Raw genomic sequence first — 26,902 nt, 5'->3', positions numbered from 1 at the left:
AACCGGGCGACCAACTTACTTCTGGTCTTTAACTTCTTCGAACTCGGCATCGACAACATCATCGTGCTTGGCTTCAGGCTCTGCGTGCTGCGCAGCGCCTTCTGCCGGCTGGCCTTGTTCGGCGTACATTTTCTGAGCAACCGGTGCGGAAACTTTCGACAGCTCCTCAACCTTGGCTTCGATGGCAGCCTTGTCGTCGCCTTTGATGGCGGCTTCCAGGGCAACCACAGCTGCTTCGATTGCGGTTTTCTCTTCAGCAGTCACTTTGTCGCCTGCTTCGGAGATCATTTTGCGCGTCGAGTGAACCAGGGCATCGCCTTGGTTACGGGCGCCGGCCAGCTCAGCAAACTTGGCATCTGCATCAGCGTTGGCTTCAGCATCACGAATCATCTGTTGAATTTCTTCATCAGACAGACCGGAGTTGGCCTTGATGGTGATCTTCTGCTCTTTGCCTGTGGCCTTGTCTTTGGCGCCTACGTGCAGAATGCCGTTGGCGTCGATGTCAAAGGTCACTTCAATTTGTGGCACGCCACGTGGTGCTGGTGGAATCTCAGCCAGGTCGAACTTGCCCAGAGACTTGTTCTGCGCCGCTTGCTTACGCTCACCTTGCAGCACGTGAATGGTCACAGCGCCCTGGTTGTCGTCGGCAGTCGAGAACACTTGCGATTTCTTGGTAGGAATCGTGGTGTTTTTCTCGATCAGCGCGGTCATCACGCCACCCATGGTTTCGATACCCAGAGTCAGCGGGCTGACGTCCAGCAGCAGCACGTCTTTCACGTCACCGGCCAGTACCGCACCTTGGATAGCAGCACCCATGGCAACGGCTTCGTCCGGGTTCACGTCCTTACGGGCTTCTTTGCCGAAGAACTCGGTAACCAGCTTCTGAACCAGTGGCATGCGGGTCTGACCGCCAACCAGGATCACGTCGTTGATCGAGCCAACGTCGATACCGGAGTCTTTCAGCGCGATGCGGCAAGGCTCGATGGTGCGTTGAACCAGGTCTTCAACCAGTGCTTCCAGCTTGGAACGCGAGATCTTCACGTTCAAGTGCTTAGGACCGGTGGCGTCTGCAGTGATGTACGGCAGGTTCACGTCGGTCGACTGAGCGGAAGACAGCTCGATCTTGGCTTTCTCAGCAGCTTCTTTCAGGCGCTGCATGGCCAGCGGATCACCCTTGAGGTTCATGCCGCTTTCTTTCTTGAATTCGTCAACGAGGTAGTCGATCAGACGAATGTCAAAGTCTTCGCCGCCCAGGAAGGTGTCGCCGTTGGTGGCCAACACTTCAAACTGGTGCTCGCCGTCAACTTCAGCGATCTCGATCACGGAGACGTCGAAAGTACCGCCACCCAGGTCGTAAACGATCACAGTGTGGTCGCCCTTGGCCTTGTCCATACCGTAAGCCAGAGCCGCTGCGGTAGGTTCGTTGATGATACGTTTTACGTCCAGGCCCGCGATGCGGCCGGCGTCTTTGGTCGCCTGGCGCTGGCTGTCGTTGAAGTAGGCCGGAACGGTGATCACCGCTTCAGTCACTGCTTCACCGAGGTAGTCTTCGGCGGTTTTCTTCATCTTTTTCAAGATTTCAGCCGAGATTTGCGGCGGCGACATTTTCTGGCCGTTTACTTCAACCCAGGCGTCACCGTTGTCAGCCTTGGCAATTTTGTAAGGGACCATCTTGATGTCTTTCTGTACGACTTCTTCGTCGAACTTACGACCGATCAGACGTTTCACCGCGTACAGGGTGTTGTGCGGGTTGGTCACAGCCTGACGCTTGGCCGACTGACCCACGAGGATTTCACCGTCGTTGGCGTATGCAATGATCGACGGCGTGGTACGCGCGCCTTCGGCGTTTTCGATAACTTTAGCAACGCCGTTTTCCAGCACGGAGACGCAGGAGTTGGTAGTCCCCAGGTCGATACCGATAATTTTGCCCATGATTTACTCTCCCGAAACTTTAATTTGGTTGCCGCAGCAGTGGTGGCTAACTGCGGTAGCACTTAAACGCTTGACTTATAGATGGGGCCTTTACGACTGATTTCAAGCCTGCTCATCAATAGAAGGTGCAACAGGTGCAGGAGCCTTGCTCACCACCACCATCGCCGGGCGCAACAAGCGACCGTTGAGCTGATAACCCTTCTGGAACACTTTCAATACGCTGTTGGGCTCCAGGTCATGGCTTTCCTGCATGGCCATGGCTTGGTGATGCTCCGCATTGAATGGCTCGCCGCCTTGCGGATCGATAGCTTCCAGCTGATAACGCTTGAGGGTGTCCTGGAACATTTTCAGCGTCAGCTCAATCCCTTCGCGCATCGGGCGGATGTTTTCATCGTCCGGGTTGGACAGCTCAAGGCCACGCTCCAGGCTATCGATAATCGGCAGCAGGTCATTGGCGAATTTTTCCAACGCGAATTTGTGAGCCTTCTCGACATCCTGCTCGGCACGGCGGCGGACGTTCTGCAGATCGGCGGCAACACGCAAAGACTGATCCTGCGCAGCAGCCAATTGCTCTTCGAGCACTTGCACACGAGTCGCCAGCTCATCACCGGCAGCCGAATTGGCGTCTGGAGTTTGCGTATCCTGCGTCTGTTCGTCAGCCATAGATTTCTCCTTTCAAAATCATGCGCGAACTCAACTCGCGCTTCTGTTCCGGTATATGGGGCCACAATTTCCAGGTTCAAGAGCGCAGGCGTTACCAAAAGTCTTTCGCCTGCTCTGGATCAATTCCTGCGCACTCATTCCTCATTGAGCTAAGAAACTTCTGCAATCAAGCAAATCGAGCTAAGCATCAGGATTGTCAGCCTCAAACAAAACACTGTATAAATAACCAGACCTAACGCCTCGGAGCGGCCGCCATGCTCGTGCACCTGTCTGTACATAACTACGCCATCGTTGAACATCTGGACCTCGAACTGGATCGCGGGATGAGCGTAATCACAGGCGAAACCGGTGCCGGCAAGTCGATCATGCTCGACGCCCTGGGCCTGACGCTTGGCGACCGTGCCGACAGCGGCGTGGTGCGACCCGGTGCGGACAAGGCCGATATCCTGGCGACCTTCGACCTGGCAGACATTCCAGAAGCCGAAACCTGGCTGGCCGAGCGCGACCTTAATAATGAGGGCCCGTGCATCCTGCGCCGGGTCATCACCGCGGAAGGCCGCTCCCGCGGCTACATCAATGGCACGCCCTGCCCTCTCGGCGACTTGAAAGCCCTGGGCGAGCTGCTGATCGATATCCACAGCCAGCACGAACACCAATCCCTGCTGAAAACCGATACCCATCGCCGCCTGCTCGATGAGTATGCCGGCGCCACCGACCTGGCCCGGCAGGTACAACTTGCCGCCCAGCGCTGGCGTCAGACTCGTCAGGAGCTGGAGCGTCTTTCCAATTCCGGCGACGAGCAGCGCGCTCGCCATCAGTTGCTTAGCTATCAGCTTGAAGAGCTCGAAAGCCTGGGCCTTGGCGAAACCGAGCTTGAGCAGCTCGAGCAGGAGCACAAGAACCTCACCAATGCCGAAACCCTGCTGGGTATCTGTCGCCAAGTGGTGGAGCAGTGCAGCGAAAGTGATTCGGGCAATGTCCTGAACGCATTGACCGCCAGCCTCAATCGACTGTCCAGCGTGAACAACGCGTCCGGTTCGCTGAGTGAAGCCACAACACTGTTGACCAGCGCACAGATCCAGGTCGAAGAGGCCGTGGGCGAACTGAATCGCTTTCTTGATCACTTCGACGCGGACCCAGCGCGCCTGCAGGAAATCGAAGAACGTCTGGACACTATTTACACCCTGGCCCGCAAACATCGAATTCAGCCAACCGAAGTAGCGACGATGCAGCAGAAGTTGCTGGATGAAATCGAAACCTTGAACGCGAATGACGAATCCATTGAGCGCCTCGGTGACGAGCTCGCCTCCTTTGCTCGCCACTATCAGGAGAAAGCTCGCGAATTAAGCGAGCTGCGCCAGCAGGCGGCCACAGGCCTGGCCGCAGCGGTAGAGCAGGAAATTCAGCGCCTCGGCATGCCGGGCGGGCGCTTCACCATCGAACTGCATGCCAACACCAGCAATGAGCTGCAACCCCACGGCCTGGAACAGGTGGAGCTGCTGGTGAGCGCCAACCCCGGTCAGCCGCTCAAGGCGTTGGCGAAAGTGGCGTCTGGCGGCGAGCTGTCGCGAATCAGCCTGGCGATCCAGGTCATTACCGCGCAAACCTCACGGGTACCCACACTGGTATTCGATGAAGTAGACGTGGGTATCGGCGGGCCGACTGCGGAAATTGTTGGCCAATTGCTGCGCCGCCTGGGCGAACGTGGGCAGGTCTTGACCGTGACCCACTTGCCGCAAGTGGCCGCTCAAGGGCATCAGCACCTGTTTGTACATAAAGTACGCGGCAGCGATGCAACCCACACGGCCGTCTCCAAACTGAACAAGTCGGAACGCGTGGAAGAGGTGGCGCGGATGCTGGGCGGGATCGACCTGACCAAAGAGTCTTTGGCCCACGCGAAGAAAATGGTCGTGGCAGCCAAGGCCTAAAACCCGGTAATTTCTTCTATTTAGAAAGCACGAAGGCGACCCTAGGGTCGCCTTCAATCGTTTTGCAGAGCAAATCTGCGTCGATTTTTACTTTTTCTTACGGATGTACAGCACCAGATTATGGTCCACCAAATCGAAACCATGCTCTTCGGCGATAGCCTTCTGGAGCTTCTCGATTTCCGGACTGGTGAACTCGATAACCTCGTTGGTATCCAGGTCAACCATGTGGTCGTGATGACCACCGTCAGCCAATTCGAACACCGCATGACCGCCGTCGAAATTATGACGAACCACCAGCCCTGCGGCTTCAAACTGGGTCAGCACACGGTAAACCGTGGCCAGGCCAACGTCCTCGTTAGACTCCATCAGCGCCTTGTAAACATCCTCGGCACTCATGTGGCGCTGCTCAGCAGAATCGAGCATTTGTAGAATCTTGACTCGTGGCAGAGTCACTTTAAGACCGGCTTTGCGTAGTTCGCTATTTTCAACCATGGTTAGCTTTCTCGCGGATGCTGCTTCGCAGCTTCTCTTAATACGGGTATGATCGGCGTTTACGTTGTCCCAGCCAAGATAGTGGAAGTCGCCCACCGATGCAAAACACCAAGCTCTTGCTAACCAGTTTCACCCTTGTGGGACTGCTCGCACTCGCCGGTTGTTCATTCCCCGGGGTTTACAAAATCGACATCCAGCAGGGCAATGTCGTCACGCAGGACATGATAGACCAGTTACGCCCGGGAATGACCCGACGGCAAGTACGGTTTATTATGGGCAACCCCCTGCTGACCGACACTTTTCATGCCGATCGCTGGGATTATCTCTACAGCATCCAGCCTGGTGGCGGTGAACGCCAGCAGGAACGCGTCAGTGTCATTTTCAATGGCAATGACCAGCTTGTCAGCCTGTCCGGTGACTTCATGCCTGGCGTAAGCCGTGATGAAGCCTTGCTGGGCAAGGACAACGGCACCAATGTGACTGCGCCCGCGCAGGAAGCAGAGAAGCCGAAGTCTGAAGTACCGGCCAAGCCAGGCTCCTTGCTGGATCAGATCCAGAAGGACGTGGACGGCGTGCAAACCGTTCCAGTCCCGACGCCTCAGCCTCTGGACACCGGCCCGCAGTAACTTTGCGGCGCTCGATAAAAAGCCCGGCATGCCGGGCTTTTTGTTGCCTGCCTTTTAGCAGGGGGTCATGAAAATTTCTGCCGGGCTCTCGCCGCCTTGGCCGCGCGCAGCCTGCGCACTTCCTTGGGGTCTGCCAGCAAGGGCCGGTAAATCTCGATACGGTCACCCGGCTGCACAGCGCGCGTATCCGCATCCGTAACTACCTTGCCGAATATGCCCAAAGGGCAATCAGCCCATGCCACTGCTGGAAAGTGCACCGTAATACCCGACGCCTGCACCGCAGCCCTCAGGCTTGTGCCAGCCGGCACAGTGACCGCCAACAAGACCTGGCGGTCTTCGGCGGCATACACCACCTCAATCTCAACCATGCAGTTGCTTGGCCCGCTGGCAGAATGCGTCCACCAGCGTATTGGCCGCCTGGTTGAACAAAGGCCCCAACGTTGCCCGCACAATCGGCCCCGCATAATCAAAAGACAGGTCCAGGCTGATCTTGCAGGCCTTGTCAGTCAGCGCCTTGAACACCCATACCCCATGAAGCTGGGTGAAAGGCCCCTCTTGCAAATTCATTTCGATGGATTGCCCAGGGACCAACACATTGCGCGTAACAAAATGCTGGCTAAGGCCGCCCTTCGCCACACCGACACTGGCAACCATGTGCTCATCACTGCTCTCCAGTACCTCGGCGGTGTTGCACCATGGCAGGAATTCCGGGTAACGCGCCACGTCGTTGACCAGGTCATAGAGCGCCTGCGCCGGATAAGGCAATAAAGCCGAACGTTGAATATGCGTCGTCATGTGAGCGTTACTTCCACTGCTGAGGCAAACATCGCGAAAGAACAGCCCAATCCGCGAGAGAAAAAAACCAAAGAACTGCCGGTATTGTCCGGGATTCGTCCAACACGCTCAAGCACGCAGGTTGACCGTAGCCGACACGCTCGCAACTCCCTATAATGCCGCCCCTATGGCTAAACAAAAGAAACACCCCACAGGGACCATCGCGCAAAATAAAAAGGCGCGACACGATTACTTCATCGAACATCGGTTCGAGGCTGGTCTGGTCCTGGCCGGCTGGGAAGTAAAAAGTCTGCGCGCCAGCAAGCTGCAACTGGTCGACAGCTACGTATTGCTCAAGGATGGCGAGGCATGGCTGCTCGGCAGTCATATCACCCCGCTGACCACCGCGAGCACCCACGTGATTGCTGACCCGGTGCGCACGCGCAAGCTGTTGCTCAACGCCCGCGAACTCGAAAAGCTCGCCGCCGCTGTGCAGCAGAAGGGCTATGCCTGCATCTGCCTGTCGTGGTACTGGAGCAAGCATCTGGTCAAGTGCGAGATCGCATTGGGCAAGGGTAAAAAGGAATACGACAAGCGCGATACCGAGCGCGAGCGTGATTCCAATCGTGAGCTGCATCGCGCCGTACGTAACAAGGGCAAGGAAGAATAATCCTTGTGACGATGTAGCCCTGGGTGACTCACCCGGGCTACAGGCCTTTACGTCGCTCCGCCCGCGCCACGCGCTGGACCTCCTGACGTACCTCCTCCAACACCTCCTGCACATACAGCAGATGGCGTGTTGAAACTTCACGCGCCTGTTCGGCCCGCCCCTCGATAATCGCCAGGTACAAATCCCGGTGCTGACTGATCAGCATGTCGCGGGTTTCCGTACGCTGTTGATACATGCCACCGATGTTGGTCACCACGTTGCGCTTGAGCAGATCAAACAAGCCGCGGATCGTGTGCAGCAACACCGCATTATGGCTGGCCTCGGCGATAGCCAAGTGAAACCTCGCATCCGCCGCACCCTCCTCCACCCGACTCACTTCATCAACGCGCGTGTAGCAGTCCTGTAATGCCTCAAACGCTGCAGTCAGCCGCTCACGATCAACTTCGGTGGCGCGCTGTGCGGCGTAAAAAGCACACGATGCTTCAAGCGTCTGGCGAAACTCCAGCAAATCCCGCTGGGCCTCGGGGTTATTTTCCAGCAGGTGCAGCAGCGGGTCGCTGAACGTCGACCCCAGGGAGTCCGCCACATAGTTGCCGCCGCCCTGGCGACTGACCAGCAACCCCTTGGCCGCCAGCTTCTGGATCGCCTCGCGCAACGATGGGCGCGACACGCCAAATTGCTCAGCCAACGCGCGCTCGGCCGGCAAGCGCTCGCCCGACTTCAACGTGCCCTCGAGGATCATGCCCTCAAGCTGCTCGACGATATCGTCAGACAGACGGCGCTGACGCACCTGATCAAACCCCATAACTCACTCTCCACAATCCCGACCACTCGCCGGGCCCTCTATTCTGGCCTATCGCCGCGCTTGCGGCACCTATCAGAACGTCCTCGATTTACCCGAGCAGAACCTCTGCGCCGCCCAGCTACGACCAAAGTTTCGCGAGCGGCAAATTGACACACCCCATCCCAGGCTTTTACTCTAGCCAACAGCAACTGTAAATTGGTATTACCAATTATCCACGTTGACCTAACAACAACAATCAGGGGCCACCCCATATGCAAACCTGGCAACAGCTCTACAGCCCGCTCGGCAGCCTCGGCCTGTCCGCATTGGCCGCCGTTATTCCAATCGTATTTTTCTTCCTCGCCCTGGCCGTGTTTCGCCTCAAAGGCCACGTCGCCGGGAGCATCACCTTGGGGCTGTCGATCCTGGTGGCTATCTTTGCCTTCCAGATGCCCGTGGACATGGCACTGGCCGCCGCCGGTTATGGCTTTGCCTACGGCCTGTGGCCTATCGCGTGGATCATCGTCGCGGCCGTGTTCCTCTACAAACTGACGGTCAAGAGCGGCCAGTTCGAGATCATCCGTAGCTCAGTGCTGTCGATTACCGACGACCAGCGCCTGCAAGTGCTGCTGATCGGTTTCTGCTTCGGCGCGTTCCTCGAAGGCGCGGCCGGCTTCGGCGCACCTGTGGCGATCACTGCCGCCCTGCTGGTCGGCCTGGGTTTCAACCCGTTGTACGCCGCCGGTCTGTGCCTGATCGCTAACACGGCGCCAGTGGCCTTCGGCGCGCTAGGTATTCCGATCATCGTCGCAGGCCAGGTCACCGGCATTGACGCATTCAAGATCGGCGCCATGACCGGCCGCCAACTGCCCCTGCTGTCGCTGTTCGTGCCGTTCTGGCTGGTGTTCATGATGGACGGCCTGCGTGGCGTTCGTGAAACCTGGCCGGCCGCCTTGGTCGCAGGCCTGAGCTTTGCCGTCACCCAATATTTCACTTCCAACTTCATCGGCCCGGAGCTGCCGGACATCACTTCCGCGCTGGCCGCCCTGATAGCCCTGACCTTGTTCCTGAAAGTCTGGCAGCCCAAGCGCACTGCGGGCGCGCAGATTGCCGGCGCGACGTCCAGCGCCGCGGTTACCGCCAGTGCCGGCGGCTTCGGCCAACCACGCCAAACGGTCGCTTCGCCCTACAGCCTGGGGCAGATTTTCAAAGCCTGGTCGCCGTTCCTGATCCTGACCGTCCTGGTCACCCTTTGGACCCTAAAACCTTTCAAGGCAATGTTCGCGGCGGGCGGTTCGATGTACAGCTGGGTCTTCAACTTCGCGATCCCACACCTGGACCAGTTGGTGATCAAGGTCGCCCCGATCGTCACCACCCCAACAGCGATTCCAGCCGTGTTCAAACTGGACCCCATTTCAGCCACCGGCACGGCGATTTTCTTCTCCGCACTCGTGTCGATGCTGGTGCTCAAGATCAACGCAAAAACTGGTCTGACCACTTTAAAAGAGACCTTCTACGAGCTGCGCTGGCCGATCCTCTCGATTGGCATGGTGCTAGCGTTTGCCTTCGTCACCAACTACTCCGGCATGTCCTCGACCATGGCACTGGTGCTGGCCGGAACCGGTGCCGCATTCCCGTTTTTCTCGCCGTTCCTTGGCTGGCTGGGCGTTTTTCTGACAGGCTCTGACACATCGTCCAATGCCCTGTTCAGCTCGCTGCAGGCCACCACTGCTCACCAGATCGGCGTCAACGACGTGCTATTGGTTGCCGCCAATACCAGCGGCGGCGTGACCGGCAAGATGATCTCGCCGCAGTCGATCGCCGTCGCCTGCGCCGCCACCGGCCTGGTGGGCAAGGAATCCGATCTGTTCCGCTTTACCCTCAAGCACAGCCTGTTTTTTGCCACCATCGTCGGGCTGATCACGCTGGCGCAGGCCTACTGGTTCACCGGTATGCTGGTGCACTGAAACCTGCACGTAATAGGGTAAGAATCGACGCCGGACACGCATGCCGGCGTCAGCTATTTCTGGAGGACCGATGAGCCTGCCTGCTGCTTTCCTGAGCGACGCCGCACAACTGATCCCGAAAGATCGTCGCTTCGACGATCCACTTTCCACCCTGGCCTTCGGCACCGACGCCAGCTTTTACCGACTAATCCCACAGCTGGTGATCCGCGTGGAGTCGGAAGACGAAGTAGTCGCACTGCTGCAATTGGCTCAGCGTGATCGCGTACCCGTCACCTTCCGCGCGGCGGGCACCAGCTTGTCAGGGCAAGCCATCAGCGACTCGGTGCTGATCGTGCTGGGTGACAATTGGAACGGTCGCGAGATTCGTGGGCAAGGCACACAGATCCGCCTGCAACCCGGCGTGATTGGCGCGCAGGCCAATGCGTGGCTTGCGCCGTTCGGACGCAAGATTGGTCCGGACCCCGCGTCGATCAATGCCTGCAAAATTGGCGGCATCGTCGCCAACAATGCCAGCGGCATGTGCTGCGGTACCGCGCAGAACACCTATTACACCCTGGCTGGCATCCGGCTGGTACTGGCCGACGGCAGCCGCCTGGATACCGAAGATGCGGCGAGCGTCGCGGCTTTTCGCAACCAACATGGCGCGCTGCTGGAACGCCTGGCGACGATGGGACGTGAGACGCGGGCAAACGCTGAATTGGCGGCAAAAATCCGCCACAAATACCGTCTGAAAAATACCACCGGCCTGTCACTCAATGCCTTGGTGGATTTCGACGAGCCACTGGATATCCTCAGCCACTTGCTGGTGGGTTCCGAAGGCACCCTGGGTTTTATCAGCGCGGTGACTTACGACACGGTGATCGATCACCCGCACAAAGCTTCGGCGCTGATCGTGTTCCCGGATGTCGAAACCTGCTGCAACGCGGTGACGGTGCTGAAAACCCAGCCGGTCTCGGCCGTCGAGTTGCTGGACCGGCGCAGCATGCGTTCGGTACAGGACAAACCGGGCATGCCTGCTTTCGTACAGCAGTTATCGGAAAATGCCTGTGCGCTACTGATCGAATCCCGCGCCGCGTCGCCGTCGTTGCTGCACGAGCAGCTGTCGCTGATCATGGCGTCCCTGGCACCTTTCCCTGTGGAAGAACAGGTCGACTTCACCGAAGACCCGGTCGAACACGCAAGGCTGTGGGCCATCCGCAAAGACACCTTCCCCGCCGTGGGTGCTGTACGTAAAACCGGCACCACCGTAATCATCGAAGACGTGACCTTCCCGGTCGAGCAACTGGCCATCGGCGTGAATCGCTTGATCGAGTTGTTCGACAAACATCGCTACGACGAAGCCATCCTTTTCGGACATGCCCTGGAAGGTAATCTGCACTTTGTGTTCACCCAAGGCTTCAACAGCACCGAAGAAATCGCACGCTATCAAGCGTTCATGGACGACGTCGCGCAACTGGTGGCAGTGGAGTTTGGTGGCTCGCTGAAAGCCGAACATGGCACTGGCCGTAATATGGCGCCGTTCGTTGAACTGGAATGGGGCAGCGATGCGTATCAGTTGATGTGGCAGCTCAAACGCCTGCTCGACCCCAACGGCATTCTCAACCCCGACGTGGTGCTCAGCGAAGACCCGCACATTCACCTCAAACACCTCAAGCCTTTGCCTGCGGCCGACGAAATTGTGGATAAGTGCATCGAGTGCGGTTTCTGCGAGCCGGTCTGCCCCTCGAAGGGCCTTACCTTGAGCCCGCGCCAGCGCATTGTGATCTGGCGCGATATACAGGCGAAGAAACGCGCGGGTGCAGACACCACCGAGTTGGAAGCGGCTTACCACTACCAAGGCATCGACACCTGCGCCGCCACCGGGTTATGCGCTCAACGCTGCCCTGTAGGCATCAATACCGGCGACTTGGTGAAAAAGCTGCGCGCCCGTGACGCTGACAGTCAGAAAACCGCCGAATGGCTTGCCAGCCATTTCGCCACGGCACTGCAAGGTGCGCGCTTTACCCTGCATGTCGCCAACGGCGCGCGCATGCTCTTGGGCGCGCCACGCCTGGCCAAACTGTCCGCGACGGTGACTAAGCTGTCCAAGGGGCAAATCCCGCAGTGGAGCAGCGCCATGCCTCAGCCGGAAAAAGCCATTCGCTTCAGCCCGGCCGTGACGGATGAGCGACCGCGCGTGGTCTACCTGGCAGCCTGCGTCTCACGCGCCATGGGCCCGGCGGCGGGTGATAAAGAGCAGATGTCGCTGTACGAAAAGACCCGAGGGCTGCTGGAAAAAGCCGGTTACCAGGTAGTCTTTCCCGACAATCAGGACAGCCTGTGCTGTGGCCAGCCTTTCGCCTCCAAAGGCTATGCCGAACAAGCCGAGCACAAACGCCAGGAGCTGATCGGCGCCCTGCTCCACGCCAGCCGCGGCGGCCTCGACCCGATCTATTGCGACACCAGCCCCTGCACCCTGCGCCTGGTACAAGACCTGGGCGAAACACGCCTGGACCTCTACGACCCGGTGCGTTTTATCCGCACCCACCTGATGGACCGTCTCGACTTCACGCCGCAGGAGGCGCCCATCGCCGTGCACGTCACCTGCAGCACTCAGCACCTGGGCGAGAGCCAGGCGTTGATTGATCTTGCGCGACGCTGCTCAAAAAACGTGGTGATCCCGGAAGGCATCCATTGCTGCGGTTTTGCCGGCGACAAAGGCTTTACCACGCCCGAGCTCAACGCCCACTCACTGCGGTCGCTCAAGGACGCCGTGCAACATTGCAGCGAAGGCATTTCCACCAGTCGCACCTGCGAGATCGGCCTGAGCCAGCATGGAGGCATTGATTATCACGGGCTGGTGTACCTGGTGGACCGGGTAACGCAAGCTCGAGCGCATTAAATGGCCACTAAACCGAACGCCTGTGCGTCTGCGTAGTCATTTGAATAGGCCTCGGCGTACGAGGCTTAACAGTGATGTCGCTGGCCGCCTCTGAACGCCAGCAGCGTCGAGCCCTTTTTCGCAAGGAGATACCCTATGAAGCGTTCCGCTCTTGCTGGCTTGTTCATTACCGCTGCGATGATGGCCTCCCCTGTTTTTGCTGCCGGTGAGCCTGATCTGTGCAAAATCAATCTGGACAAAATCAATAACGGCCAAGCCCTGCTCGCAACCGATACCAGTGGCAAAAAAGGCGAAATCGATACCGCTGTCTCCCAAGCCAAAGCCGCGCACGCGGCCGGTGATGACAAGAAGTGCATCGAGATCACCTCCAAAGCCCTGCAAGACCTGCAGAACAGCGACAAAGGTGGCAATCAGTAACCACGCCAGCCGCAGAGGTCAACCTTCGGGTTGGCCTTCTGTGACGGTTTGGCGTACACTGCACAGGCTTGTCACTCACTATGAAACAACGAGTTACAAGCACGGGGCCGTTTAGGATTCGACGCCGGTCGCGAAACTTTAGGTGCATGCCGAGTTGGTAACAGAACTCGTAAATCCACTGTTGCAACTTCTTATAGTTGCCAATGACGAAAACTACGGCCAGGAATTCGCTATCGCTGCGTAAGCAGCCTTAGACCTGAGCTTCTGGTACCTTCGGGTCCAGCAATCACCAGGGGATGTCTGTAAACCCAAAGTGATTGTCATATAGAACAGAATCGCCGTGCAGTACGTTGTGGACGAAGCGGCTAAAACTTACACAACTCGCCCAAAGCACCCTGCCCTTCGGGTCGCTGAGGGTTAACTTAATAGATACGGCTACGCATGTAGTACCGACAGCGGAGTACTGGCGGACGGGGGTTCAAATCCCCCCGGCTCCACCACTTCATCATCTAAAGACGTCCACGGACGTCTTTTTTTGTGCCTGAAATCCAGTGAATACAAGGCGTCAGCGTCTATTGAGGTCTTCGTAGCTTTTTGGAGCTCAGAAGTTTTGGTATTCCATACGGTATTCCAGCACCTCCGGTGCTCACCTTTGGAATACCAAATCAGCGTGTGAGGGAACTCTCATGACTGCTCAAACCCTCTGCCTTTCCGATCGACACCTCAAGGGAGTCAACCCGCGTCCAAGGATTACGTCCTCATCGACGGGGACGGTTTGCAACCTCGAGTACGCAGCAACGGCTCTTTGCTATGGAATTTCAACTACCGTAAACCGGTGACCAAGAACCGAATTAACAAGGGCTTGGGTACCTACCCAGAGCTTTCGCTGGCGAACGCCCGAAAGATGGCGGTGCAAGCCCGCGAGCTGCTCGCCCAAGGCATCGATCCGAAAGTGCAGCGCGATACGCTAAATGAGGCACGGCGCGCAGAAACGGAACACACCTTCGAGAACGTAGCACCGCCTGGTTCGAGCTTAAAAAAAGATACTGTCAAGCCGGCCTATGCCGAGGACATTTGACGGTCGCTCACGCTGCATGTGCTTCCCCACATGCGCTCCATGGCAGCACCATCCTGAACGAGCATGGGTAGGATCCGGAACTGATCGAAGTCGCGCTGGCACATGTCGATAAAGACGAGGTTCGAAGCGCCAACGGGCGTGTTTAACCTCCGAGCGTCTCATTTGGATCATATAAAGGCTCGTGTAGGGGAGCGGGAGCGGGAGCGGCTGTTAGCCTCATGAAACTTTTTTCATATCCCTCTAGAAAATACCTCGCCGCTCTACCAACGCTTTTCTGGCTATTTTTTCTTTTAGCTTTTTTTTATCTCAAAAAACAGAAGCTTAAGAAAATATCGGCGCTCAAAATTAGACCTTCACCCAACAATATTTGATAGCTCCCTATCATTTTTTCGATGCGGTTTATTCCAAAAAGGTCTTTTGTCGAGAAAACAGGGGCATGCTTTATTGCTCACAGATGTAACAAGTTGTTTCAATTTTTGCCGTTTTTCGGTACCGACAAGGGGGCTTTCTGTCGGCGAACAGGTGAGTTCCGTTCGTTGCGACGCAGTGGGTTAAGCCTGGGACATCGATGATTTTGCTTGTGCCTGTTTGGCGCAATGCAAATAAGGGATTTGTAATTATCGAGGCTTGAACCCATGAATCATGTGATCAACTCCATGCTGGAAAATGCATCAACTCGCCCGTCAATCGGCCATACAACCCTGCGTTACTGCATGACGTTCTATGGCGGGCATTGGAGCACGAACTCAAGGCAAACACGGATGATGCTTCGCAAACCCCGCACACTCGCGGCTGCCTGAGGATCTACGTCGAAATCGATACGCTGTCGTATCTGGACAAGGCAGCTTGCTCAACCTGTGGCCTAGCCTCAAGGCAGAGGTCTACCGCAAGGAAAAGAACCTGAGAATCTATCGGTTGTTTCTTATCTACGCCAAGAGCAATCCCGAGTTCATCCAGTCTTCATCGCTGAATGATTTCTACAGCGGGTTCCTCGCAGCCGTGAGTACCGATGCAGGTCTGGTCGATCCCATCAGCGCCCACCATTTCACCTGGTGATCAGCCCCGATACCCAGGGCAACCTGGGTATCGGCAGGCGCTACCCTGCAAGAGGATCAACTGTATGGCATTTACTACCCTGATACTCGATGCCCCCGGCCCACCGTTACTGTTTGAGGAAGTTGATCGCTTTCTTGAGCTGGGCCTGGCCGTCACCCTCAACCTGCACTATTTCGCGGACAAAGAGCGCATCCGGCAGCACTACACCACGCGCATTCACTATGCCGAGATCAACTGCCACGACGAGCCTGCCTTTATTGCCGCCGTGAGTCGGGCCGGGGGTTACAGCGTGTTCAAGACGCGCTTGAACATCCCCCTGGGCGCCAGCCTGATCCGCGCCGCCAGCTCGCCCGCGTTGGCCACACCACTGCGCGCTATTGCCCAGGCCGGCACCGGGGTTAATCATATTGATCGGCTCGAGTGCGAGCAGTGCGGCGTGGCGATACTCAACACGCCAGGTTCCAACGCGGCCGCTGTTGCCGAGTACGTCGTGGCCCAGACGCTGTTTCTGTCTCGCGACCTGGATTACTACAACGTCCAAACCCACAACGGCCATTGGGCAAAAGGCACCTTGGCACCTACCCCCGAATACGCCGAACTCACGCTTGGGCTGGTGGGCACCGGCAGCATTGCCCGACAGGTGGCACGCAAGGCGGCGGCGCTGGGCATCAAGGTGATCGCCACCGGGTCGGAGCGCTTCACCGAACCGGTGGCACGCAGTCTTGAGCTTGAGCGACGAGCAAACCTTGCGCAGTTACTGGCCGAGGCGCACATCGTTTCGATCCACGTCCCGCTCACCACGCTGACCCGAGGCTTGTTCGGCACTGCCGAGTTCCGGCAGATGCGCCCAGGTTCAATCCTGATCAATACCGCACGCGGCGGGATCGTCGACGAACACCAGCTGGCAGCCTTCATGCGCCAGTTTCCCAAGCATATCAAGGCGGTCGCCATCGATACCTTTGCCCTGGAAAAGGACCGGTTCGAGTCGCCACTGACCGGCATTCCCTGCGCGCAATTGACGCCGCATATCGCCGGCAATACCACCACGGCAATCAGGACGGCATCGCGCCAGATCGTCGACAAAATCCATGCATTCAGTAACGCCGCCCGCATGCGTTAACCTATCGGACACAAGGAAGGCCACACCATGCAAACCTCTATTTTTACCCGTCTCAACGCCCTGAGTTGCACCGACCTCAGCGATGCGATGGACCGCCTGAAAATCGTTTGCCAGTGCACCGACATCATGCCCCTGGATCGCACGTTCAATCTCACCGGCAAAGCCTGGACCCTGCGCTACGGCCCTATTGGTCTGGACGGCGGCTCGGTGGGGGATTACATCGACGACCTTGAGGCCGGCCAGGTGGTGGTGATCGACAACCAGGGGCGGCTCGACACCACCGTGTGGGGCGACTTGCTGACCTCTACCGCCGCCCGTAAGCAGTTGGCCGGGACGGTGATTGACGGTATCTGCCGCGATGTCGACCGTGCGCTGGAGCTTAATTACCCGATCTTTTCCCGGGGTAACTGGATGCGCACGGGCAAGGATCGGGTGCGTGTTGAGGCGATCCAGGCGCCCGTGACGCTGGGCGGCGTGCGGGTACAACCGGATGATTGGTTGCGCGGCGATGGCGATGGCCTGGTGGTGATTCCGGCCGGTTCGCTGAGCGAAGTGCTGACGGTGGCCGAAGAAGTCCACCAGGCCGAAGAGCATATCCGCGCGGCTATCGAGGCAGGCGTGCCGTTGCGCCAGGCTCGGGCCGACTATGGTTACCACGCACTCCAAACCCCACGCAGCTGACGATAGCGTTGACTGCTGGCGAGTGTGTCTGTGGGTGCTCAAGTGAAATGCCATTTCGCACGGTATTCCAGTTGGTATTTACCCATTCGAAGCATCAACAGAACCCGCCCAGTGCGGGTTTTGTTGTTTCTGGAGGGTGGAAAGCCCAGCCGGCGGGCCTTCGGATTTTTCCTTCGATATGTCGCGCTGTTGGTGAACTGGCACAACACCACCCACAACGCTAACTTCCCCCTGTCGTTGCTCATCAGCGACCGGCTTTGACAGGCCGAAAAGTGTAACCTTTCACACCCATTGATCTAGCGGCATGCTTTGCGTGTTCCGTTTCGCTCATGGCGGCTGTGCGTGGGGCATCTTCGGGTGCGCCGGGTTCCTACACTTCCGGTCTGTCAACCCGCGTACAGCTGCCACCTAATCCTGTTTGACAGCAGGGGGTGGCGGCTCCTTAAACAGTGTGGGAGCTTCATCATGAAAAAAATCACCCCCAATCCTCCAACAACGCTCTTCACGATTACTGAAGGCGTCGATCCCGAAACCCTGCTGATCCAAGCCAGCGAAACCCTCGCCTCCCTGAACGCCATGACCACAGACCTGGCCTTCAAGCTTGAAGGCTCGCATCGCCACACGCTGCTGGCCGCTCAGCAATTGACCGTTTTGGGCGAGCTACTCATCGACCGTGTGTTGAGCACCCACCCCTTCCCCAGCTACACGCCTCAGCCCTAAGCGACGTCAAAAGGGCGAGCCGCCTCACAACGCCTCGCCCTCTGGAAACCCCTCACACTTCCCATTACCCTGACGGCCTTTATCAGACAACCGGAAGTCCGATACCCGTGCTCAAGCCTCTTGCTGTCCTCGCGCTCGCTTGCGCGCCGTTGTTCGCCTCTGCTGCCGACCTGGCAGGTGTCTGGAAAGGCACGCTGGGCAAGTCTTCCATTACGGCCTGTTTCAACGGAGCTCACGGGGCCAATGGCAGTTATTACTACCAGCGCATTCTCACCCCCATCCAGCTGACCCAAGCCAACGCCAGCGAGCCGTGGGCCGAAGAGGGCAATACCGGTTTCTGGCAACTGGACGAACCGCAAGGCGACACGCTGACGGGAACCTGGAGTAAAACACTGGGCGGTAAAAGCCTGGCATTGGCGCTCAAGCGGGCGGATTCGGACAGCTGCGCCAGCGACACCTATAACAACCCGCTCGAGGCGGTGCCGCCGGCGGTGACAGTGGAGAAGAAGACGTTCGGCGAGCACGCCTACCAAGTGAAAACCCAGGGTGGGCAGGTCACCTTGAAACTCGAAGGCGACGGGCCGGCGATCGAGAAGATCAACCGCGACCTGGCGCGCCTGGCAGTCAGCCCCGACGGCCAGGCAGACTTCTACCGCGAGCGGCGCAACGCGCTGGATCAGAGCGGCAGCACCTCAACCAGTGAAATCACCGTAGAGCCCTTCTACTGGTCGTCGCAGTGGATCACCGTGCGGTTTTACCGCTGGACAGCCGGTTACGGTCGCGGCGGCATCAGTTGGGGCTTGCACAGCTGGAACCTGCAAACCGGCGACAGCGTAGACCCGTGGACCTGGCTGGGTGGGCGCGAAGAATGGGACAGCCCGTACTCCGGCCAAATCAAGCTGCCCAGCGCATTCAGCCGCTGGCTGACCACGCAAATCACCACTGACGAGGGCTGCCCGGCCATCAACCGCTATTCCTCCTTTGACCTGAGCTTCAACACCCAAGGCCTGCAGCTCTCGACACCGGCCACGGGAGACGGCTGCGACAACGACTTGTCCTTCACCTGGGAGCAGTTGGAGCCGGTACTCACAGCGCAAGGCAAGGCAGCCGTGCCCAGCTTGAAACTGCCCTGAGTTGCACGCCAGCCAGCCTTACAAAAAACTGACACTCATTCATGAAATGTTCAGAAGTGCTGGCAGATACTAGCCGATCGCCACGGCCGTTCCCCCGAACGGTCCCTTGCTCCGGTAGCCAGAAACCATGACGCGTCCCGCTCCTCTGCTGCTCCTTCTCACTGGTGTGTTGTTCTTCTTTGCCTTGGGTGGCCATGAGCTGCAAGGCTCCACCGAAGCCCGCGTCGCCGGGATCGCCATGGCCATGCACCTGGACAATGACTGGGTCATCCCGCGGCTGTTCCGCGAACCCTTCCTGGAAAAACCGCCGCTGAGCCTATGGCTGGACGCCGGCGCCATTCGCCTGTTCGGCGGCACGACGTGGGCCGTGCGCCTGGCGTCGGCATTTGCCGGCCTGTTCAGCGTGATGCTGTTTTACGCGATGCTGCGCAAGTTTGGACGGCCCAAGCCAATGGCATTCTGCGCGGCGCTGATTCTGGCAACCATGGCCAGTTACTGGGGCAACGTGCGGGGCGTGGGTGAGGACTCGCTGCTCAGCCTCGGCGTGACCACCGCGCTGCTGGCGTTCTACCAAGCGGTGCGGCCCGAGCGCCAGGGTTCGAGTACGTGGGCCTGGGCGTTGTTCACCGTCGGCATGGTCATCGCGACCCTGAGCAAAGGTGTACTGGGCCTGGCGATGCCGGGCATTGTGATCTTCGTGTACTTGGCCAGCACCAGCGTGATGGATAAGCGTGTGCGCATTGGCGACTGGCTCAAGCCGGCGCTGTTCACGCTGCTGGCCCTGGTGCCGTTGCTCATCTGGCTGGGCTTCCTGTTCCAGCGCGGCGGCATGCAGGCTGTGGCCGAAGTGCTGTGGACCAACAGCGTCGGGCGTTTCAGCGGTTCGTTTGTCGAGGCCGGGCACTACGAGCCCTTCTATTACTACATCGCCAAACTGCCCGAGGCCTTCCTGCCGTGGAACATCCTGGTGTACCTGGGCCTGTGGCACTTTCGCAAAAGCCTGGTGCGTAACCGCTACCGGCTGTTTTTCAGCGTGTGGCTGGTGGCGCAGTTCACCCTGCTGACCCTGGCTTCGAGCAAGCGCGTGGTTTACCTGATGGCCCTGACACCTGCCGCCGCCGTACTCGCAGCAGAATACGCCGGGGTGTTATTGGAGTGGCTCAAAGCGAACAGGCCGGCGCTGTACCGCTATCACCGTGGCGTGATCGGCGGGGTTTTCACGTTGGCGATCGCCTGCTACCTGACGGCCGCGTTCTGGTTTGCGCCCAAAGCCGACGTGCGCCAGTCGTTTGTACCCGTTATCAGTCAGGTTCAGGCCTACCAGGCCCAAGGCAAGGATGTGGTGCTGTTCCAGCCCAACGAACGCATCGCCGGGGCCAGCGTGTTCTATCTGCAGGCCTACTTGCCGATCCTGCAAACCGAGGCTGAGTTGCGCAGCTATCTCACGGCCAAGCCCGGCAACATCGCGTTGCTGGACCGCACGGAGCAGTTGGCAGAGAAGGTCACGGTGATCAAGGAAATCTCGATCAACCGTCAGCCTTACTACTTCGTCGAGCAGTAAGGCTGACGCGGGGCATCAGTGCTTGGTGAGCTTGTCGAGGTAACCCATGGCGAACGCCGAGATCACAAAGGTCATGTGGATGATCACGTACCACATCAAATGCTGCGGATCGACGTTCTTGGCGTCCATGAAGATGCGCAGCAGGTGAATGGACGAGATCGCCACGATAGACGCCGCCACTTTCATCTTCAGCGATGAAGAGTCCATGGTGCCCAGCCAGTTGAGCTTTTCCTTGCTCTCATCGATATCCAGCTGCGAGACGAAGTTCTCGTAGCCGGAAATCATCACCATCACCAGCAAGCCGCCGACCAGGGCCATGTCGATCAACGACAGCAGCACCAGGATCAGGTCGGACTCGGCCATCGAGAACACGCTCGGCAGCAGGTGAATCACTTCCTGGAAGAACTTCAGCGCCAGCGCCAGCAACCCCAGGGACAAGCCGAAATAAATCGGCGCCAGCAGCCATCGCGAGGCGTACATGGCATTTTCGATAAAGCGTTCCATTGAATCTCACACAGCCTGGCTAAAAATGGCCGCGAGTATACCAGCCGCTACCAAACACCTGTAACCGCGAGAAAACTGACCTGAGCGGCATCTGTAAGAGAATTTTTCTGCTAGTGTCGAGCCCATCAAATCGGCTCGATGCTGACGAACAGGAAGACTCGAATAATGGATGTGCGATCCCCTTTGGCCAGTTTCGGCCTGTGTGCGGTGTTGCTGATGGCTGGCGGCTGCTCGCCCAAAGAAGAGCAGAAGCAGGCCACCCTCGAAGAGAAAACCGCGAAGTTCGAACAATCGCTGGACAGCATTCAAGACCCCAAGCTCAGAGACGCCATCGCCGACCTTGGTGGCTCGCTGCTGTTGCTGGAGCGGGCGCGAGTCAAGCTCGCCAACAAGCCCATCGAAGCCGAATACGGCGAAGACACCCTGGCCCTGCTCAAGCACTACCCCACGCCCCAGGCCTTGGTGGACACCTATATCAATGGCCTGTTCGTGCTGCGCAAAGCCTCGCATTCCGACTACCTGACCGATTTGCAGCCGGTGTTCCCCTTTAACTTCAACACCCCGGACCAATTCCCTTTCCCCCACGGCCTTGAATGGCAGTCGGTGACGTTGAGCAACAACAAGGTCATTCCCTTTCAGCCCGAATGGTCGGAAACCGACCCGGGTATCCAGCTCAGCCCGAGCAGTTCCAACCTGACCAACCCCGATGACCTGACGGTGACCTACCCGTTCATCGAGGGCGTAGAGACCGAGAACAAGAGCCAGCCGCAGCCCGTCAGCCTCAAGGGCGCGGTCGAGGTGGTGGCGCCGGGCAAAGTGCTGACCTTCGATTTGTCGAAAAAAGACGTCGGCCACAAACGCACCGAGGGCAACATCACCCTCAACCTGCTGCTGCTTGAGAAAAACTACGCCGAGATCGAGTTGACCAACAGCGAGCCACTGGCGCCGGAAGTCGGCGACGAATCGCCAAACCCATTGCTGGTGCAGGCGCGCGACAGCACCGGGCAATTTCTCACCCGCTCAGGCTCGATCAACGAAAACGCCGCGCAAGTGGCGTTTTACGAGAAACAACTGGCCGAGATGCAAAAACAGCAAGCCTGGTCGGATGCCTTTGAAAAACAACTGACGGACGAGCAAAAAGCCTTCGAGCACAAACAAAGCAGCCACTACGCCAAGGTGTATTTCAATGGCCTGATCGACAACCTGCAGGTCGACGTCCTGGATTTTTCCAAGGCCACCGTCACCCGCAAGGACCTCGACCTGCCGGTGCTGCGTTTTGACAAGAACAGCCTGCAAAAGACCGTGCAAGCCTTGCCGATGCCGGTCACCGTGTATGACGACAGCGCTGCCAGCTGGCTCAAAGACGCGGCAATGACGGAGGACCAACTGAAAAACAGCGTGACGATCAGCCAATCAACCGAAGACGCCAGCGCTGCGAAGATCGTCTTTGACCACCCGTTCACCTTCAATGACGACCTGGTCGGTGCCGATCGCAACAACAGCGACGCGCCCATCACCTTCTTTGCGGCGGACGACAAAGGTGAACGCGGCGAGCCCATCGAACTGCCGGCCGAGGCCTTCGAACTGAACGCCGCCACCGGCACGCTCACCTACGATCTCAACCTGTTCCCGGAAACCCCGGCGTTTGCGGTGGGCTCGATTCCGCTGTTTCTTGCCACCATCGAGAAAGCCACGATTGACGTTGCCAAGCTGCCCAAGGGCCTGTCGCTCAAGGACAACGCATTGATCGTCGATCAAAAGGAATTTCCCGCCGACAGCTGGCGCTTCTACGCCAAGGATGCGAGCGGCAACTACCTGAAGGAAATTCTCGGCGTCAGCCACCGTGCCGAGGAATACGGCACAGCGTTGTTTGACGTGCACTATTTCTACGGCCAGCCGACCAGCCTGGAAAGCTACCAGCGCACCGACCTCGACACCGTGCAATACGGCTTTGAGGTCAAACTGGACAAGCCCGACAGCAAATAAACGCTCAGTGGCGAGTATCGCTGAGCATCTGGGCTCGCCCGCCATTGAGCTGTCGCAGATGTGCCTGCAGGTGCAGGCACCAGATCTGTGGGTCGTCCGCCAGCTCGTAGCCGTGCAGCGTCAAGCTTTCGACGATCGATCCCAGAATGGTTTCTGCCACGAAGGGCCCATGAAACGGGCCTTGAGACTTGATGGTGGAAGGCTGTTCGCCGGTCATTCCGGCCGCAAACAACAGCGTCCACATCCCGTTATCCCCGGCAAGAGGGCGAATGGAGCATTCGATACGGGTGACCAGGCCCAGGCATTGGCGGGTAAGGCAAAGGTTGCGCGGCATGGCGGCGACCCTCGGTAGATCGGTGTTCAACCTCGCGCGGGGCAAGGCTGTCTCTGTCCAGCGACTCCTGTGGATATCCCTTGAAGAGAGAATAGAAGAAAACCGGTAGAAACCAAGCGTGTAGGGACCAACGGGCATTGGTGCCTGAGGATGGAGTCAATTTAGTGGCGAATTTACCGAGGTGGTCGATAAACCGCTGATCAAATGTGGGAGCGGGCTTGCTCGCGAATGCAATTTGTCAGACACATTGATACTGACTGATCCACCGCCTTCGCGAGCAAGCCCGCTCCCACATTAACCGCGTGCTGACAACAATCAGGTGGGTTTGGCTTCCGCCAACGCCTGCTGTGCCAGCTCCTTTTCCGCTTCCTTCAAGTCATCCTCGCTGATCATCTCGGCGATCGCGCGCAAACGCTCTACCACGCGCGCATTCACAGTGCCTTCAGGGAATTGGCCCTCCTCGTCCGGCTCACCGGCAGGCTCACCGACCAACAAGCTCAACGCCTCGTCCGCCTGACGTACGGCGTAGATGTGAAATTGCCCGTCGCGCACGGCCTGCAGCACCTTCTCGTCAAGCATCAGCGTGGCGACGTTGGCCTGCGGGATGATCGCGCCCTGCTCACCGGTCAGCCCGCGTGCTTCGCAGAGGCGGAAGAAGCCTTCGATTTTCTCGTTGACCCCGCCCACCGCCTGCACTTCACCAAACTGGTTGATCGAGCCGGTGATGGCAAAGCATTGCTTGAGCGGCGTCTTCGACAGCGCCGAAATCAGGGTGCACGCCTCGCCCAACGAGGCACTGTCGCCGTCCACATAACCGTAGGACTGCTCCAGCGCGATACTCGCCGAGATCGCCAGCGGGAATTCCTGGGCATAACGGCTGCCCAGGTAACCGGTGAGAATCATCACGCCCTTGGAGTGAATCGGCTGGCCGAGGTTAACTTCGCGCTCGATGTCGACAATGCCGCTGCCGCCGGGGTACACCGTGGCGGAAATCCGCGCCGGCACGCCAAACGCCGAATCACCGACCTCCAGCACCGTCAGCCCGTTGCACTTGCCGACCGCCGCACCGGCCGTGTCGATCAGGATCACCCCGGCAAGCATGTCGTCGAGAATCCGCGCCGACACCCGCCCGGTACGCGTGGCCTTGGCCTTGAGCGCGCGTTCGATATGCCCCGCGTCGGTCATCTCGTCGCCCGCCAGGTGGCGAATGAAATCCGCCTCACTGACCAGCTGGAACAAGTCGCCAATGCGCGCCGACAACCGCCCCTGATGTTCAGCCAGGCGTGCGCTGTAAGTCGCCAGCCGCGCCACCGCGTCCGACGTCAACGGCGCCATGCCTTCTTCCGAGGTGCGGGTTTTAAGCAACTGGGCAAACTGCTCCAGGCTTTCGTCGACCATCGGGATGTCTTCGTCGAAATCCACCAGGACGCGGAACATCTCCTGGAAGTCCGGATCGGCGTCCTGCAGCGCGTAGTACAGCTGGCGCGAACCGATGATGATGACCTTGACCTGCAACGGAATCATCTGCGGGTTGAGGGTCACCGTGGCCAGACGGCCCAGCTCGCCCAGCGGCGATTCCATCTTCAGCTTGCGCGACTGCAGGGAGCGCTTGAGCGCGTCCCATACAAACGGCTCGCCGAGCATCTTTTCGGCTTCCAGAATCAGGAAACCGCCATTGGCACGGTGCAACGCACCGGGGCGCAACTGGCGATACGTGGTGTAGAGCGCGCCCTGGTCGGTGCTGTATTCGATACGGCCAAACAGGTTGTCGTAGGTCGGGTGCGGCTCAAACACCACCGGCGCGCCGCCGTTGACCGGGTGGCCCACCACCAGGCTGGGGCAGTATTGCTCTTCGAGCAGCTTGCGGGCCTGGGCGTCGGTCTTGGCATCATCCACCAGTTGCTCGACCACGGTTTTGAGCAGGTACACCTGCATGGCTTGCAAGTAGCCGCACACCGCTGCGTTTTCTGCGTACTTTTCCGACAGCGGCGCCAGCAAAGGCTGCAGGGCCAGGGTGATGGTTTCTTCGTTGAATTGGCGCAGTTGGTTGTTGGACTCACGTTTCCACTGCGGCAGGCTGGCCAACTCTTCGTTGAGGCGCTCTTCCAGCTCGGAAATATCGGTGTGGAAGCGCTCACGATCAGCTTCCGGCAGCTGCGAAAACTCGGCCTCGTCCAGCGCCTTGCCATCGAGCATCGGCGTGAACGCGATGTTGGTGCTGTCGCGGTACAGCGCCACGTCCTTTTCCAGGGCCAGACGCTCGATCACGTCCAGAGCCTTGTCGTAGCGCTGGTTGAAGGCGCGGTCGATGGCGCTTTTGCGCTGTTGATAGGTCGGGTGTTCGAACACCGCCGGGAAGGTCGCGACCAGGTTGTCGACCAGAGCGTTGATATCGGCGATGAACGCCGCTGCGCCGCCGCCCGGCAATTCCAGGGCGCGTGGCTCACGCGGCTCATCAAAATTATTGACGTAGACCCAGTCCGACGGGGTCTGCAGGCGTTTGCCTTCGGCTTTCAGGTAGCGTTTGACGAACGAAAAGCGGCCGGTTCCTGGCTCGCCCATGACAAACACGTTGTAACCGGGGCGTGGCATCGCCACACCGAACTGCAACGCTTCAACTGCGCGTTCCTGGCCAAGCACACCGCGAAAGGGCTCCAAATCATTGGTGGTCGAGAAGCTGAACTGTTCAGCGGAGAAAGGGCGAGTCAGCGCTTCAGGCGCTAGACGCAAGCTGGCAGCAACAGGATCAGGCATCGGGCTTCCTTACATCAGGCGGGGCAGATGACGGCATTCTGGCTCTCGGTTGCGCGCTCTGGCAAGGCGCGCCTGTGGGAAAGCGTAGACACGGGAGGCGTCCTACAAAAAAATCGCGACAACCGTGCGCAATCACTTCGATTGTTTTATAAAAAATAACGGAACCCCAGGAACGTGCCTAAACTCCAAACTGCGCGGGTTGGACTAATAACTGGCCCCTAGGGCGCTGCAACGCGCCTGAACCCTTGTCCATTGGTTTGCACACAAAGAGAACAAAGCTATGAAACGGATCCTTCTTGGTACTCTCTTCACCGTCGTCTCCCTCAATGCAATGGCAGAAGCACCAGGTGGCCCGAACTGCGGTTGGGGCAACATGTTGTTTGAAGGCCAGCGCGGTACTCCAGCTCACTTCCTCGCTTCCACCACCAACGGCACCTCGGGTAACGCCACTTTCGGCATGACCTCGGGCACCAACGGTTGCAGCACCAACAGCGCCCTGACCTACGGCGGCAAGTCCTGGATTGCCATGAATGGCATGATGAACGAGCTGTCCGAAGACATGGCCAAGGGCAACGGTGAAGCGCTGACCACCTACGCGGTGGTACTGGGCGTTGCACCGGAAGATCGCGATCACTTCGCGGCCGTGACCCACGAGCACTTCCAGCAGATCTTCAGCAAAGCTGACGTGACCGCCGATGACGTGCACAACAACACCCTGGCTGTACTGAAAAGCGATGCCCGCCTGGCAAAATACGCTACCCAGGCTTAAGCTCGACCCGCCCGCGCCTTTCGAGGCGCGGGTTTTATTTTGGACCCGCCCCCCTTTGGGTCTCACTATTTC

The 26,902-nt window shown here is 58.6% G+C and carries 23 protein-coding genes, 1 other RNA gene and 1 pseudogene; 16 read left to right on the top strand and 9 right to left on the bottom strand.

Going from position 1 to position 26,902, the window contains the following annotated elements:
* Positions 1-15: 15 nt before the first annotated feature.
* On the bottom strand, positions 16-1,932 hold the full coding sequence (dnaK, locus tag L8K08_RS24045) for a molecular chaperone DnaK (RefSeq protein WP_106579264.1): 1,917 nt from the start codon (positions 1,930-1,932) through the stop codon (positions 16-18).
* Between the two features lie 102 nt (positions 1,933-2,034).
* Positions 2,035-2,595: a nucleotide exchange factor GrpE gene (grpE, locus tag L8K08_RS24040; RefSeq protein WP_017139264.1), complete on the bottom strand. Its 561-nt coding sequence runs from the start codon at positions 2,593-2,595 to the stop codon at positions 2,035-2,037.
* Positions 2,596-2,849: 254 nt separating this feature from the next.
* On the opposite strand from grpE, the gene recN reads away from it, so the two are divergent.
* On the top strand, positions 2,850-4,523 hold the full coding sequence (gene recN, locus L8K08_RS24035; protein ID WP_242200396.1) for a DNA repair protein RecN: 1,674 nt from the start codon (positions 2,850-2,852) through the stop codon (positions 4,521-4,523).
* A gap of 87 nt (positions 4,524-4,610) precedes the next feature.
* Here recN and fur read toward each other — a convergent pair whose 3' ends face one another.
* Positions 4,611-5,015, bottom strand: a complete 405-nt coding sequence (fur, locus tag L8K08_RS24030) for a ferric iron uptake transcriptional regulator (RefSeq protein WP_024077449.1) — start codon at positions 5,013-5,015, stop codon at positions 4,611-4,613.
* A 98-nt stretch (positions 5,016-5,113) separates the two neighbouring features.
* On the opposite strand from fur, the gene L8K08_RS24025 reads away from it, so the two are divergent.
* The gene (locus L8K08_RS24025; protein ID WP_106579266.1) at positions 5,114-5,641 is read left to right on the top strand and encodes an outer membrane protein assembly factor BamE; all 528 of its coding nucleotides are present in this window, start codon (positions 5,114-5,116) and stop codon (positions 5,639-5,641) included.
* A 65-nt stretch (positions 5,642-5,706) separates the two neighbouring features.
* Here L8K08_RS24025 and L8K08_RS24020 read toward each other — a convergent pair whose 3' ends face one another.
* Together L8K08_RS24020 and L8K08_RS24015 are read right to left on the bottom strand one after the other, a co-directional pair.
* Complete coding sequence (locus tag L8K08_RS24020) at positions 5,707-6,009, bottom strand: RnfH family protein (protein ID WP_242200394.1); 303 nt, start codon at positions 6,007-6,009, stop codon at positions 5,707-5,709.
* Complete coding sequence (locus L8K08_RS24015; protein ID WP_124418492.1) at positions 6,002-6,436, bottom strand: type II toxin-antitoxin system RatA family toxin; 435 nt, start codon at positions 6,434-6,436, stop codon at positions 6,002-6,004. The genes L8K08_RS24020 and L8K08_RS24015 overlap by 8 nt, the downstream gene beginning before the upstream one ends.
* 166 nt (positions 6,437-6,602) lie before the next feature.
* Here L8K08_RS24015 and smpB point away from each other — a divergent pair, with 166 nt between their 5' ends.
* A complete protein-coding gene (smpB, locus tag L8K08_RS24010; RefSeq protein ID WP_003176160.1) occupies positions 6,603-7,085 on the top strand; it encodes an SsrA-binding protein SmpB in 483 nt (160 codons plus the stop codon).
* A 37-nt stretch (positions 7,086-7,122) separates the two neighbouring features.
* Here smpB and L8K08_RS24005 read toward each other — a convergent pair whose 3' ends face one another.
* The gene (locus L8K08_RS24005; protein WP_242200392.1) at positions 7,123-7,890 is read right to left on the bottom strand and encodes an FCD domain-containing protein; all 768 of its coding nucleotides are present in this window, start codon (positions 7,888-7,890) and stop codon (positions 7,123-7,125) included.
* A 251-nt stretch (positions 7,891-8,141) separates the two neighbouring features.
* On the opposite strand from L8K08_RS24005, the gene L8K08_RS24000 reads away from it, so the two are divergent.
* The 11 genes and pseudogenes from L8K08_RS24000 to L8K08_RS23950 all read left to right on the top strand — a co-directional run bounded on the left by L8K08_RS24000 (position 8,142) and on the right by L8K08_RS23950 (position 20,483).
* Entirely contained in the window at positions 8,142-9,836 is a 1,695-nt protein-coding gene (locus L8K08_RS24000; protein WP_242200390.1) for a lactate permease LctP family transporter, read from the top strand.
* 70 nt (positions 9,837-9,906) lie between these two features.
* Entirely contained in the window at positions 9,907-12,717 is a 2,811-nt protein-coding gene (locus L8K08_RS23995) for an FAD-binding and (Fe-S)-binding domain-containing protein (RefSeq protein ID WP_242200388.1), read from the top strand.
* 135 nt (positions 12,718-12,852) lie between these two features.
* A complete protein-coding gene (locus L8K08_RS23990) occupies positions 12,853-13,134 on the top strand; it encodes a hypothetical protein (protein ID WP_106579272.1) in 282 nt (93 codons plus the stop codon).
* Positions 13,135-13,237: 103 nt separating this feature from the next.
* Positions 13,238-13,634, top strand: a transfer-messenger RNA (tmRNA) gene (ssrA, locus tag L8K08_RS23985).
* A 186-nt stretch (positions 13,635-13,820) separates the two neighbouring features.
* Positions 13,821-14,209: pseudogene (locus tag L8K08_RS23980) on the top strand (integrase arm-type DNA-binding domain-containing protein); the annotation flags it as partial.
* 849 nt (positions 14,210-15,058) lie between these two features.
* Positions 15,059-15,268, top strand: a complete 210-nt coding sequence (locus tag L8K08_RS23975) for a hypothetical protein (protein WP_200623899.1) — start codon at positions 15,059-15,061, stop codon at positions 15,266-15,268.
* Between the two features lie 64 nt (positions 15,269-15,332).
* Positions 15,333-16,388 carry an NAD(P)-dependent oxidoreductase gene (locus L8K08_RS23970; RefSeq protein ID WP_242200385.1) on the top strand — a complete coding sequence of 352 codons (1,056 nt, stop codon included), beginning with the start codon at positions 15,333-15,335 and terminating at the stop codon, positions 16,386-16,388.
* Positions 16,389-16,415: 27 nt separating this feature from the next.
* Positions 16,416-17,069 carry an RraA family protein gene (locus tag L8K08_RS23965; protein ID WP_242200383.1) on the top strand — a complete coding sequence of 218 codons (654 nt, stop codon included), beginning with the start codon at positions 16,416-16,418 and terminating at the stop codon, positions 17,067-17,069.
* 465 nt (positions 17,070-17,534) lie between these two features.
* A complete protein-coding gene (locus L8K08_RS23960) occupies positions 17,535-17,789 on the top strand; it encodes a DUF6124 family protein (protein WP_242200382.1) in 255 nt (84 codons plus the stop codon).
* A gap of 107 nt (positions 17,790-17,896) precedes the next feature.
* A complete protein-coding gene (locus L8K08_RS23955; RefSeq protein WP_242200380.1) occupies positions 17,897-18,922 on the top strand; it encodes a hypothetical protein in 1,026 nt (341 codons plus the stop codon).
* Between the two features lie 127 nt (positions 18,923-19,049).
* Complete coding sequence (locus L8K08_RS23950; RefSeq protein ID WP_242200378.1) at positions 19,050-20,483, top strand: glycosyltransferase family 39 protein; 1,434 nt, start codon at positions 19,050-19,052, stop codon at positions 20,481-20,483.
* 15 nt (positions 20,484-20,498) lie between these two features.
* Here the strand turns inward: L8K08_RS23950 and L8K08_RS23945 are convergent, their stop codons facing one another.
* Complete coding sequence (locus L8K08_RS23945) at positions 20,499-20,987, bottom strand: TIGR00645 family protein (RefSeq protein WP_106579278.1); 489 nt, start codon at positions 20,985-20,987, stop codon at positions 20,499-20,501.
* Positions 20,988-21,152: 165 nt separating this feature from the next.
* Between L8K08_RS23945 and L8K08_RS23940 the strand changes: the two genes are divergently transcribed.
* Positions 21,153-22,973: a hypothetical protein gene (locus L8K08_RS23940; protein ID WP_145162196.1), complete on the top strand. Its 1,821-nt coding sequence runs from the start codon at positions 21,153-21,155 to the stop codon at positions 22,971-22,973.
* Positions 22,974-22,977: 4 nt separating this feature from the next.
* On the opposite strand, the gene L8K08_RS23935 is transcribed toward L8K08_RS23940, so the two are convergent.
* Both L8K08_RS23935 and L8K08_RS23930 read right to left on the bottom strand, forming a co-directional pair.
* Positions 22,978-23,307, bottom strand: coding sequence for a hypothetical protein (locus L8K08_RS23935; RefSeq protein ID WP_242200376.1), 330 nt, complete (start codon positions 23,305-23,307; stop codon positions 22,978-22,980).
* Positions 23,308-23,622: 315 nt separating this feature from the next.
* Positions 23,623-26,061 (bottom strand): ATP-binding protein, encoded by a 2,439-nt coding sequence (locus L8K08_RS23930; RefSeq protein WP_106579281.1) that lies wholly within the window; start codon positions 26,059-26,061, stop codon positions 23,623-23,625.
* A gap of 280 nt (positions 26,062-26,341) precedes the next feature.
* Between L8K08_RS23930 and L8K08_RS23925 the strand changes: the two genes are divergently transcribed.
* Positions 26,342-26,830 (top strand): DUF3015 domain-containing protein, encoded by a 489-nt coding sequence (locus tag L8K08_RS23925; protein ID WP_083356699.1) that lies wholly within the window; start codon positions 26,342-26,344, stop codon positions 26,828-26,830.
* The last annotated feature ends 72 nt before the right edge of the window (positions 26,831-26,902 follow it).

The sequence above is a fragment of the Pseudomonas sp. TREG-RG-20F-10-E-6-01 genome (genome assembly GCF_022662455.1).
Classification (GTDB): Bacteria; Pseudomonadota; Gammaproteobacteria; order Pseudomonadales; family Pseudomonadaceae; genus Aquipseudomonas.
Note: the sequence above shows the minus strand (reverse complement) of the source record. Positions and strands in the feature narration are given on the sequence as shown.